At 58.5% G+C, this 11014-nt stretch carries 11 protein-coding genes and 1 tRNA gene; 3 read left to right on the forward strand and 9 right to left on the reverse strand.

Translation table 11 applies throughout. From position 1 onward, the window contains the following. Positions 1–103: 103 nt before the first annotated feature. Both FVW27_RS00060 and FVW27_RS00065 read right to left on the reverse strand, forming a co-directional pair. Complete coding sequence (locus tag FVW27_RS00060; RefSeq protein WP_167121742.1) at positions 104–526, reverse strand: hypothetical protein; 423 nt, start codon at positions 524–526, stop codon at positions 104–106. Between the two features lie 72 nt (positions 527–598). Next, a complete protein-coding gene (locus FVW27_RS00065) occupies positions 599–1327 on the reverse strand; it encodes a glycosyltransferase family 2 protein (RefSeq protein WP_167121743.1) in 729 nt (242 codons plus the stop codon). A 112-nt stretch (positions 1328–1439) separates the two neighbouring features. Between FVW27_RS00065 and FVW27_RS00070 the strand changes: the two genes are divergently transcribed. From FVW27_RS00070 to FVW27_RS00080, 3 genes are all read left to right on the forward strand, one after another. Next, positions 1440–1516, forward strand: a tRNA-Met gene (locus FVW27_RS00070). Positions 1517–1845: 329 nt separating this feature from the next. After that, positions 1846–2061: a helix-turn-helix domain-containing protein gene (locus FVW27_RS21205; protein ID WP_141291595.1), complete on the forward strand. Its 216-nt coding sequence runs from the start codon at positions 1846–1848 to the stop codon at positions 2059–2061. Between the two features lie 580 nt (positions 2062–2641). Beyond that, complete coding sequence (locus FVW27_RS00080; protein ID WP_341806014.1) at positions 2642–4786, forward strand: AAA family ATPase; 2145 nt, start codon at positions 2642–2644, stop codon at positions 4784–4786. Between the two features lie 294 nt (positions 4787–5080). On the opposite strand, the gene FVW27_RS00085 is transcribed toward FVW27_RS00080, so the two are convergent. The 7 genes from FVW27_RS00085 to FVW27_RS00115 form a co-directional block, all read right to left on the reverse strand. Further along, positions 5081–5263 (reverse strand): hypothetical protein, encoded by a 183-nt coding sequence (locus FVW27_RS00085; protein WP_010939325.1) that lies wholly within the window; start codon positions 5261–5263, stop codon positions 5081–5083. A 226-nt stretch (positions 5264–5489) separates the two neighbouring features. Next, entirely contained in the window at positions 5490–7070 is a 1581-nt protein-coding gene (locus FVW27_RS00090; protein WP_243838111.1) for a cobaltochelatase CobT-related protein, read from the reverse strand. 89 nt (positions 7071–7159) lie between these two features. Beyond that, positions 7160–7906, reverse strand: a complete 747-nt coding sequence (locus FVW27_RS00095) for a Fic family protein (protein ID WP_167121746.1) — start codon at positions 7904–7906, stop codon at positions 7160–7162. 61 nt (positions 7907–7967) lie between these two features. Next, the gene (locus tag FVW27_RS00100; RefSeq protein ID WP_011792971.1) at positions 7968–8963 is read right to left on the reverse strand and encodes a DUF3150 domain-containing protein; all 996 of its coding nucleotides are present in this window, start codon (positions 8961–8963) and stop codon (positions 7968–7970) included. 45 nt (positions 8964–9008) lie between these two features. Then, positions 9009–9296: a hypothetical protein gene (locus tag FVW27_RS00105; protein ID WP_010939320.1), complete on the reverse strand. Its 288-nt coding sequence runs from the start codon at positions 9294–9296 to the stop codon at positions 9009–9011. A gap of 9 nt (positions 9297–9305) precedes the next feature. Further along, the gene (locus FVW27_RS00110) at positions 9306–9581 is read right to left on the reverse strand and encodes a hypothetical protein (RefSeq protein ID WP_010939319.1); all 276 of its coding nucleotides are present in this window, start codon (positions 9579–9581) and stop codon (positions 9306–9308) included. Between the two features lie 418 nt (positions 9582–9999). Continuing rightward, positions 10000–10974 (reverse strand): AAA family ATPase, encoded by a 975-nt coding sequence (locus tag FVW27_RS00115; RefSeq protein ID WP_167121747.1) that lies wholly within the window; start codon positions 10972–10974, stop codon positions 10000–10002. Positions 10975–11014: the final 40 nt, after the last annotated feature.

Genomic DNA, 11014 nt, shown 5'->3' on the forward strand with positions numbered 1-11014 from the left:
CGCGCGGAGCCCGCCGCTGTGCAGGCGGACCGTGTGCCGGTCGGGCGCACGCCGCATGTGCGCAGTAGCGGCAACGGGCAGCGACGTCAAGGTGCCGGGAGTGTCAGCGAAGGCGCGTCCAGAACAGCGGCAGCACCAGCGTCTGCCCGGCCAGCAACAGCATGTCGCGTTCCAGCAGGGCGAAGACGGCCACGAGGCCACCGCCGGTCAGCGTGGCGATGCGCAGGAGGCTCGGGCCGCGTGGGGTAGCGGCGATGTGGGGCGCTGGCGCGGCTGTCGTTTCACAGGGGGAGCGGTGTGCGGCACCGGGAGGCGGGGGCGTATCCGGAGGGGCGGCACCGCCCGCATCGAAGGAGAGAGTTGTGCGGGTGGCTTCGGACGGTGCTTGTGGGGCAGATGCGGAGGCAGCAAAAACCGGATGCCGTCCACGGCGGACCGTCCAGAACAGCGCGGCGACCTGCGTCAGCAGGCCCACTGCCAGGATGGCCCAGCGGGCGGGCCAGAGCATCCATTCCAGCGTGTCCATTTCCGCAAGCCCGTGCAGGTGATGAGGGGAGGTCCGGCCCGGAGCAGGGTGGTGGTGTGCCCCGCCCTGAAATCAGTTGTGCTCGGCGATGTCGTAGTTGATGTAGCGGCGCTTCATCCACGCCACGGCCAGCAGGTCGAAGGCGGCGGTCTTGGCGCGGCTGAAGGCCCCGTACTTGGACACACCGTGCAGGCGCGGTCGGTGGTTCACCTTCAGTTCGGCCACGGTGGCGCCCTGCATCTTCATCAGCGTGGGCAGAAAGCGGTGCATGCCGGTGAACATGGGGATGCGCCGGGCCATGGGGGTGCGCAGCACCTTCAGAGAGCAGCCGGTGTCCTTCACCGTCTCGCCCGTCAGGCGGTTGCGGATGGCATTGGCCCATTTGGAGGCGATGCGCTTGGCAAAGGTGTCCTTGCGCTTGGCGCGCCAGCCGATGACCATGTCGTAGCCGCGTTCGAACTCGATGAGCATGGCGGGGATGTCGGCGGGGTCGTTCTGCAGGTCGGCGTCCATGGTCACGATGACCTCGTGGCGCGCGGCCTGGAACCCGGCGGCAAAGGCGGCGGACTGCCCGCAGTTCTTGCGGAACGACAGATAGCGCACCTGGGGGTGCTCCGCCGCAAGGGCCTTGATGACCTCAAGGCTGCGGTCCTTGCTGCCGTCGTCCACGAACAGCACTTCCCACTCCTTGCCGATGTTGGCGATGGAGCGGCGGATTTCCTCGAACAGGGCGGGCAGGTTGTCCTGTTCATTGTACACGGGCAGCACGACGGAAAGGGAGGTGATGTTCTTGTTCTGCATGGCCCGCACTACATAAGGAATTTGCCCGGCGATGTAAATGCGCGGTTGACAGTCCGGCCGCCCCCGCGTATACACACCTTCTTCGCTGGGGGAGGCAATCCCCACATCGTGTCGCGGGGTGGAGCAGCTCGGTAGCTCGTCGGGCTCATAACCCGAAGGTCGTAGGTTCAAATCCTGCCCCCGCAACCAGTAAATAAAGGCTCTTACGAAGAAAACTCGTAAGAGCCTTTTTGCATTTCCAACCCTATTTCCAACCTTGAGCTAGTTAATTCAACTCTCGCAGTAGCAAAAGCATAAGAACACCTGCTCCGTATGCAGCGTAGAAGGCCTCCCAAACTTGGGAGGCCTTCTACTTTTTAGAGCATCTCCCGTGGGCTACGACTGCCAATAAATCGATGGTCCCCAAACTTGGAATTTTGGTGTCCATGACAAGATTTGAGATTTTTGGTTTCTACTGACCTGTTGGCTGCGCGAGATAGCGCACTTAAGAAAAACGTTTTCTCTTCAGGAGGATTGTTATGAACGCAGGTAGCATTAAACGCACAGAGACCTCAGACCTCCAGTGGGTATCAGAAAAAACCGCAGCTCAGCTGACTGGCTTGAGCGTCCACACTCTCCGCGGTCATCGCTTGCGAAGAAAGGGACTCCCCTACACCAAGGTTGGTCGAGCGGTTCGCTACTCGATAACAGACATTGCCAGCTTCATGCAGGCGAACAGAATCGACTTTTCGTAGTTCAAGGCCTCGCGTTGGTAGCAAACGCGGTGGATGAATCTACTTAATCTCTAACGCATGAGAGGTAGTTGTGCATCAGAAAAAAGATGTTTGCGATCCCATATTCCCGCCGGACGATCTCAATGCCCTTGCAGCGCGCATCAAGGAAGTCGTCGAGACATCGCCAGAGTCTCTTGCGAAGGTCGAAGAGGTCCATATTTCGCTGACACGTTTGGACGTCACAATTATCCCAAAGCGATAGATGTCATAGGCTGGGGGACACCACTCCAGCCTATGCAAAGGAGTTCGTATGAAAAAGCAGCCCATTGCAGAAATGATAGAACTTGCTAGCACAACCGGGCAACCGGTAACCAGTTCCTGCACGCTCAGGAAGGAATCTTTGCTTGGTGAGCCTGCTGTCATTGACATCACTCCGACAAGAACCACTTCGTTCCCCCAGCCAGATGCGCAGGTTAGGATGAAACGGAGCGCCTCATGGGAGAGAGGTCGACCCGCAGGAGCGTCTCTTCGTGCATGTAGCCTGTATCCTGCGGAGCTATCTCAAGGAGCCCCGAGAAGATCCACGCAGGTGGAGCAGATAGTGGACAAGATTGACAAGTCAAATCTTCCGTCCGCATTCATGGCGACTTTCTATACAGACGTATTTCGCTCGCTGGTCGAGTGGGAATGCTCAATGCTCGATGCCGGAGGGCGCCAGCAGGTATTGATGGATTTGGGCATTGCCGTCGCTAGCAGCCGGGTCTCCAAGACTGACAAGAGGGAAGAGTCCTTAATCTCCCTGGCGTCTTCAAGCCTGAATCGAAGTCCTCTTCAGGCGACTCTAGTCGTGGGAGAGCTGCTCGGTTTGAAACCGGAGTACTGCTTTCGGACGTTTCCGGTTGGGGCCAATGCACGGCCTCCCCTGTCGCCGCGCATCAGTAGCGTTGCGAAGAATATTCCGAAGCAGCTCTTCGTAAAAGACTCTCCCTACACGCTTGCCGACCTGGACTACATCCATGACTTCGCGGGAGCCATTGAGCAGGCTGTGTGTTGCTATCGGCACGGGAGCAAGGAGTTCTTTCTGGTCGCTGGCCGAACGGATTTCGAAGGGCGTCCTGTGCTCCGTATCGGTGCGACTCCAGCCTCTGCTTGGCTGTATTCTCGTACGAGGATGGCAGACGATCGGGAAGCTCCCGTGCTGCTCTGCCTTGATATGCGTGTAGCCATGCATTTTCGCAAAATGGCACGGGAAGCCAAAGTCTTTGAACGCGTGGGGGTCATTGTCTCCGGATGCTTTGGAGGGGCGGAGGCTTTTGACGCCCTGCACTATAAAGATCTTGCGGGGCATCCTGTCGTGATCGTCCCCGGCTCCACTCGCGAGAAGTTGAAGGGAGCCGAAGAATGGGCGAAGCGTTGCGCAAAGGAAGGCGCAGAGAGCGTGGGTGTCTACCCGTGGCCCATCATTGTCCCCGGTATGCCGGTCCTTGATGACTCTTGCCCCCAGGGACCGTGGCAAAAGGAGCTGTGGGGGAGGGCGGTGTACCTTGATCGTGTTGAATTGCCCTCAAAGCTTGCTCAGGACGTGTGCCACCAGTCTATTGCGACAGCGGACTATAGGGGGTGGATGGCGTCCGTGGGCCTTGTGTCCGTTCCCACGGAGGAGGTTCGGGAAAGCAAGGGAACCATCCCGTTTCTTCGTCTTGGCGACATTCAGGGAGAGGAACCGGGTGGCACGCATGTCCTGACTTTGGATATTCTGATCACGTCTCGGTACACGACACTGATTTGGGGGTGCTCCAATGCAGGCAAAAGCTGGGTCGCTATCCAACTGGCCCTGGCTATGGCTGGTGGTTTTAACGCATTCGGACTGCCTGCGATGGCCCCTCGCCGCATCTGCTACCTTGATGGCGAGGTTGGCAAGGAAGACTTCAAAGCGCGCTGTGACCAACTCCTTCAAGACAACCCGGATGCCCAAGTACTCGTGAATCAGAATTTGAGTATCGTGCCCCAATCCGGCTTGAACATTCTGGATGGGGGATGCTCGCGAGAGGTCATCGAGCTACTCCGCCAAGCGAAGGCGGATGTGCTTGTCATCGACAACTTGTTGTCGCTAGCTCCTAGCGCGGCCAAGAGTAACGCCGATGGGCTGTTCAACTTCGTTCGACAAGTAGAACAAGCCGGGATCGCGGTCATCATTGTGCATCACTCCGGCAAGGATGGAACAAGCTTCAAAGGGTCTAGTGATCTTGCTAGTTTGTCCCAGAACGTCATCCGCCTGGATGGGCGCGAGCAGTTGGCAAGCCTAGAGGACAAGAGCCCTCAGTTGGAGAAGATTTGTCAAGCCGACGGTCCGGTCGTGCGAATGACCGTTGCCAAGTGCAAGGCCGCGCCCCAACTTGAAAGGAAATCCTGTACCTACCACCTTCCGGTAGGTAGTGGGTGGCGCCATATCGAGGGCTCTCTCGCAGATGTCGGGCAATCGCCTATGTCTGAAGGGTTGAGCAGCGAGCCGAGGGCCGTGGAGCCCCCCGTTGTTCCCACCCGGGATGTCGACATGGACTCCCTGTCGCCAGACGAGGAAAAGGTGTTCAGTGCGCTGAAAGAGAAGAAGAGATCCAGGTCTGAATTGGAAACACGGACCGGCCTCAAGGCGGACAAGCTTGGTGGCATACTCCGAAATCTTTCGGACCGAGAGATCATCATAAGGGAAGGCCGCGGCAAGTCCACCTACTACCGTTGTGCGTAGATCTGCTTGCAAGCGATTCCGTCTTGAACGGGTGCCTCAGCATACGGGGCACCCTTCCTTTTTCTGAAATGCCCGGCCATGCGCGGTGCTTTTACCGCGATGCGCCGGGGTTGTGCCGCGAAATGCACCGGTGATTCGGTGGGTATGCGTCGCATTACGGTGAAAAAAATGAGTCCAAAAAGTAAAAAAATATGTATATCAGTATCTTGTGCTAGCTTCTTTTTGGCGCATCGTGTCGCTTTGACACAGAGATTGTAAGCGTGAGGAGGGGCATGCTCCCCCCCTCACCATAGACTACTCCTCGAAGGGGTGTCCTTCTGGCAATGCCAACAGTTCATCTTCAGAGCGAGGCATCTCCGTATCGCTTTCCTCCGAAAGCATAGCTGCCACGAATACACCTGCGACACCTGTCAGGCAGCCACCAAGAAACACCCACACCTTGCTCAGCCCCTTGTCCTTGGATTCGAGGTCAGTCATCGATGCTCTCCTTGACGACATTCAGGACGGCGATGGCGATCGCGATAAAAGGTCCCCAACTCATAGATCCTCCTTCATCAAGCGGGTTTGACGGGGGCAAGCCCTGAGCAGAAAGCACTCAGGGGGCATCAGGAAACAGAAGTGGCAACGCCAGTAAGAGCAAGGCTTGCTCCAAAACATGGCTCCTCCGGGTTCAGGGTGTAAGGCTTGAGCCATTCAAGGGGCGTCAGGCGCAGCGCAGCATTGCCTTTTGCAGAAGCGTAAACATGGCAGGAGCCAGTTCCCCCATGCTGGAAATGACCAAGCTATTGCCTGGCAGGAGGGAGAGAATGGCGGTGCTGATGATGCCGATTCCGTAGACTTCGAATCCGGCACGTGCTGCACCGACGAGTGCTTCTTCCGCTTGCACTCCCGAGTCGGGGTCGCCATCGGTGATGATCAGGATGAGCTTACGGGACTCTGGAAGGGGCAACATGGTCTGCATGGTCCACCAGAGTGACTCCGCAAGGGGAGTGCCTCCGCCAGAGGTCACGTTGACCTTGGAATGCACACGTTGCCCATGGCGTATGAGTGGAGACACACTCGCCCAGTTGGCCTGAGCCGTGAGATAGTGCCCCGGAAAGGCCGTCAGCCCCACGTTGACGCCGCAGGCTGCCAGAGCACTGGCCGTGGCATGACACGCAGTCGATGCCAGCGTCATGCAACCGGACATGGAGCCGGAGCTGTCCAACAGGATGTGTGCCGCCGTGTTGATGCCGTGGCGTTCTCCACGTTGGCGGAACAAACGCCCATCTGACACGGAAAGCCGGTGAAGACGGCTGGGGTCCAGCCTTCCACGCCTACCCGTGGCGCACCGCGTTACGACGGCACTTTGTACCAGCCCATGCAGCCGTGTTTTAAGGGCCATGGAGGCGGCGCGAGCCTGCGCTATGGCATCCGCATCCAGCGGGTAGGCCAGCCGTGGCTGCTCTACGGCAACAGCTGTGGACCATGATGTGCCGTGTGCTTGTTGCAGGGCCTCAGCCAAGACTGCGCCCATTGTTTTGGGGAGTGTGTCTTCGTTGGCCTCCAGCAGGCTTTCCATGGCCCGGATGCGCTCCGGGGTGTAGTGCCCAGAGCCCTCTTCCACCGCTGCAGGGCCATCAGATGGCTCTCGCACAATGGTCTTTTTCGTCGTTTTGCGCTGGGTATTCGCCGAAGGGCTTGAGTGAGCCACCTGCTTTCGAAGCGCTTGAACGATTATCCGTGCATGGCGAATGGCATCAGCTGTTGCGTCGCAATCCGTTCGTACCTTGTTCAGCAATGGGGCAATCCGCTGCCGGACGCCGGGGAATCCCGCATCAACCATGGATGCGATGGTATCGCGCTCGGTGCTGAGCGCGGGGACATCCCAGCATCGCACCGTCAGGAGCATCCAGTTGAGAATGCAGGACGCATCCCCAGTCGCGGATACGTCGGGGGTAGCTGAGCCGAAGAGATGGGTGATGAGCCAGTCGAAGTTCTGACGGCACCCGGGAAAGATCGACGCCAGCTTGTTTTCGATGCGCCAGTCTTCAATGATGTTCCATATGTGCATTTCAAGCGGGGTAAGCGTGGCTTCCCGCAACACGTCGAAGTCCGTTTCCCGGACATGCCCCGCTTCGTGGTCGAGATAGCCACGAACGAGGGGAAGCAGATTGTTGTCTTCAACGGGAAGCGACGGAAGATGAATGGTCTTGCCGTCGGTGTAGGCTTCGGTTCCGCCGATTTGCACCTGAATGCCATATCTGCGCCCCAGGATACTTGCGACCAGGGGCAGCGAGCGCATGACAGCTCGTGAATCGTGCATAGTTCCTCCAACATGCAAAAGCCCCGAAGCGGATGCTCCGGGGCTTTGCTGGCGTATGGCTGTGGTTCTCAGGCTAGGCCAAGTAGCGGCCAGTAGGGGGCAAAGCTGTGCTCGACAAGGGCGACAACCTGCCGGATGAATGGCTCGTAATCCTGCCGGGTCCCTACGGCATCAAGGTTCTCGTAGTAGGCAGCTCGCTGCTCGACGGGAATGACGACAGTGGGGAAGCCTGCTCGCATCAGTTCCAGATTCATGGCAAGGCGCGATGTACGCCCGTTACCGTCCGTAAACGGATGGATGACCACCAGATCGGCATGCATTCGGGCTGCTCGCTCCACGGGATGGAGTTGCATCTCTTCCTGACCATACCAATCAAAGAAGGCGTCCATCCGGTGCTGCACATGCAGATGATCTGGCGGTGTATGCCCGGCACCGGAAATGATAACGTTCCCTGTACGATAACGCCCTGCACTGTCGGATATGCCGCGAAGCACCAACTGGTGCAGCTCCTTGAGGCTACGCTCATCAAGCGGTGCTCCCGCATCAACGAGGGTTTCAAGGAAGCTGATGGCCTCGGCATGGTTGATGGCTTCAAGATGCTCACGAACAGACTTGCCACCTATGGTCATGCCATCTTCCAGTACAACCTTGGTCTCCATGAGCGAAAGCGTGTTCCCCTCAATGGCGTTGGAATGAAAGGTGTACCGCAAGACCATGTCCGTCCGGAGTTGGCGGACGGCCTCTGCAGGCAAAGGACGATGCGAATCTAGCTTGGCCTTCAGCGCATCGACTGTCTGGAATGCATCGTGAGTCATGTAAGCTATCCTCGCGTATCTTGTTGCTAGGTAAACGCCTTCCAGCATGCTGTCCAGCGAATCACCAGAGCCCGTAGCTTGGTAGCGTAGGCTGCGGGTTGCCGGGGAATACAGGCGCCGGGGCGAGGTCATCCACCACATCATCAATCTCGACAGCGAGGTCATCGGCCACGCTGTCAGATGCAGCGGCAGGGCCACCAAGGATGGCCAGAAGCCCTTGGGGAGATGCCCCTTCAAGGATCTTCTGGCCGTGCTCCACAAGCGCACCGGTATCCCGCAAGAGAGCCACGACTCCCTGTAGCATGAGCAGGGAAGCTCCTTCGATCTTGCCCCGCTTGGGCAGGCTTTCAAACGCTACCTGCAACAGGTCGGCGATGGGAGCCACACGCGGCTCGACGAAGGTCAACCCCGATAGCTTCTGGTGTATGGTGCGCAGAGGCGAGAGCGCTTTGCGGGTGATCTCTGTCTTGCCTGCATAGCATTTGTGCCACGCTTCTGTGGCGGCCTTGGCCACCTCCCCGAAAAGGCGTGACCCCAGACCGACAACCTCTTCGCACAGCCCCTCTTCTACGCTCTGTGGTAGTGCAGGCGGCATGATGCGGTACACCTGCCAGCGGAAGCCCATACGGCTTCGAACGTAATCCGCGCCAACGGTGGAACTGGCAATGATCTGCTCCCATCCCGTATGGCGGGTGATCCACTCCTGCACGGCTTCGTCATACCGGGCAAGAAAGGTCTCTTTGGCCTCCATGAACGCGTCACGTATCGTTGCGAGCTCTGCACCGATCTCTTCCGCCCGGTCGTGGGGGATGGCCCATCCGCCCAGAAAACGTATGCCATGACGGTCGAGAAGGCTCACAGCACGGGCCTTCAATGTGCCAAAGACCTTCAGGTCTTCAGGATCACAAACCCTCTTGCTTCCCAGAGATGCCAGATCCTCGGGGGGAAGCTCGGCCCCGCCGAAGTCGGCAGGGCTCAGTTTCTTTCTGGCCGTCCAGATGTTCACGTCGAGGTGAATGGCCATGAGACTTTCCAGAACAGTGATGTCTGTGGTCATGATGTCCTCCATGCAAATGAAGAAGCCCCTCATTTGAGGGGCTCGTTACTCTCCGTCCTTGAAACGGTAGTGTCGCTGTATCCTGTCTCCAGCCTGTCGCCAGAGTTCCTGCACGGGGTCGCAGTCGGTGCATTCTCGAGCTTCAATGTGCTGCGTGCGTATTTCACCCCTCGGTGTGGGGTCATCGGGAAAGCCTTTCCATTCCATGATGACCAACTGGTGTGTTTCAGCTCGCGCTCTCCAGTGGGCGGCGAGCACGTCGAACCTGTCCCGGTGGACTAGGTGGATTTCGTGCTCACAGCTGTAGATGCGTAACTCCTTCAGAGGGTCCATGTCTGCCTCCTAACAGCCTTGTGTGATGTGGAATGCCATGCGGTCGATCTTGTGGGACGCCCGGAACCACATCTCCAGCACGGGGTCTTCGGAGCGGCACTGAGCGCAGGCGATGGTCTGGATGACCCGCCCTTCGACGGGGACTCCAGAGGCATCAGCGCACCATGTGCAGATTCTGAGAGCGTCCTTGCAGGCTTCAGCCCGCCAGTAGAGGTAGTCGTTGCCACGGGGTGTTGGCCTGACGAGTTCGATGGAGTGGGAGAAGGGGAAGGTCTGTGGTGTCATGAGTAACTCCTCGCGTGGATCCTTTTTGGCACACGATCGTTCCAGATTTCAGAGTTGTGCGGATAGAATTAGACAGAGGGGAGCTTGGACTTGCTCATGTCGGGCTGGTAGCCTTTGCGGAGCTTGTCCAGAACCCGATAGCGAAGCTCCTCAAAAGGGCTTGCGCAGCGGCAGCGTCCGGTTGTGAGGACGTGCTCCTGTGCCTTTTGACCATAGCGAGCCCAGCGAAGGGTGATGCCGTCCTGAGTCGTGGCAGCGCTCCAGAACTTCCACCCATGGGATGTCGGCTTGTCGAGATGGACGTAGATGGGGTGTCGAAGAAGAAGGCTTGGGTCTTTGCGTGCTGTTGCCAGCAGGTTATCCAAGAAATCCGCAAGGGGAGCGGTCGCATCCAGTGGTGCGGTAGGGCCGCTCCCGTCTACTCCCCCGTTGCGGCATGCTGCGGAAAGAGACGCTGCGCCAATTCGTGCAGGGTGGTCCGGGTGTCCTTGCTGGCTTTGAAGCCCAAGGCGCGATCAAGGGCGTAGGTAAGCGGCTGGATGCCTTGGCGAGCGAGAGGTTGAAAGCGAACGGTAAGATCAGCCCAGCGTAACAGCGTTCTGGTCGAGAAGGTGACCTCGATGCTGTGACCATAGGTTGTTCCGCTTTCCCCCATGAAAAGACGCCTGACCTCATTGGCGTAGTCCACCATCCTCGTCCTGATGTCATCCGGCAGCATCGGTGCCCTTCGTTCCAGCAACGCCTTCTCGGCTTCCGGGGCTGGGTACGGCATTTCGCACAGCCAGAATCGATCAAGGAACGCAAGATTCTGGCGTAAGGTGCCCTGATAGAGTCCCGTGTCGTCGGAGCCACCATTGGTGTTGGCAGTGGCTGCGAACCTGAACATGGGGTGGGGGGTGATGATCTCTCCACCATTCTCGGGAATACAGAGGGGTTCTCCGTCGAGGATGCCGTTGAAACCCGTGGCGGTAGCCGGTTCCAGCAGGTCTATCTCGTTGAGGAGCAGAATCCCGCCATGCCGCATAGCCAGAGCCAAGGGGCCATACTGGAACTCCATGCTTCCGTCCCGGACAGACAGGTGGCCCACGAGGTCGGGGAACTCCAGCCTGCCGTGGCCGGTCACATCGAACACCGGGTAGTTGAGACGGGCTGCCAGTTGCTTGATGGCGCTGGTCTTGCCACTCCCCGTGGGACCGAACACGTACAGCGGGTCTGAGCTGTCCATGAGCCATACGACGATGTCCCGGCTGCACTCATGGAATACATAGTCCGGGTCGATATTAGGGGTGTGGGCACAGGACTTGTCGAAGCCCTTGATGATACGCCCTGATGGGGTGCCGCTGAAAACGGCTCCGGCGTCGAGGTCAATGATGGTCGTGTGTACTTCGGACATGGTGGCTCCTTGTGCGATAGGTTGGAAACTTGACCTCTAT

The sequence above is a fragment of the Nitratidesulfovibrio liaohensis genome, assembly GCF_011682075.1.
Lineage (GTDB): Bacteria > Desulfobacterota > Desulfovibrionia > Desulfovibrionales > Desulfovibrionaceae > Cupidesulfovibrio > Cupidesulfovibrio liaohensis.